The organism is Pseudoalteromonas rubra, assembly GCF_005887095.1.
Lineage (GTDB): Bacteria > Pseudomonadota > Gammaproteobacteria > Enterobacterales > Alteromonadaceae > Pseudoalteromonas > Pseudoalteromonas rubra_E.
This window is the reverse complement of sequence record NZ_PNCI01000093.1, coordinates 1-317: the sequence shown is the minus strand read 5'-3', so window position 1 is coordinate 317 and position 317 is coordinate 1. Positions and strand designations below refer to the sequence as shown.

Here is a 317-nt window from a genome sequence, read left to right as displayed (position 1 = left end):
ATATTTCATAGTGATAGAGGTTCACAGTACACAAGTAAATGTTATCAGGCGTTACTAACGAAGCATGGTTTTATTGCTTCAATGAGCGGTAAAGAAGCGTGCCTAGATAATGCAGTTGTCGAGCGTTTTTTTGGGAGTTTAAAGAATGAATGGCTGCTAAATGTTAGGCATTTAACACGTTATTCTATGCGCTCCGATGTAGAGAAATACATCAGATATTACAACAAGATCAGACTGCACAGCTCACTGGATGATATGAGTCCAATTGAGTATGAAAATTATAAAAAGAAAGTGTCCGGTTGGACTTGACCAGTACA

General features: G+C 37.9%; 1 protein-coding gene. It reads left to right on the top strand.

Annotated features, from left to right (window positions below; all coding sequences use genetic code 11):
* Positions 1-309: IS3 family transposase (locus CWB99_RS22945; RefSeq protein WP_171045435.1), on the top strand; the 309-nt coding region annotated here is incomplete at its 5' end.
* Positions 310-317: the final 8 nt, after the last annotated feature.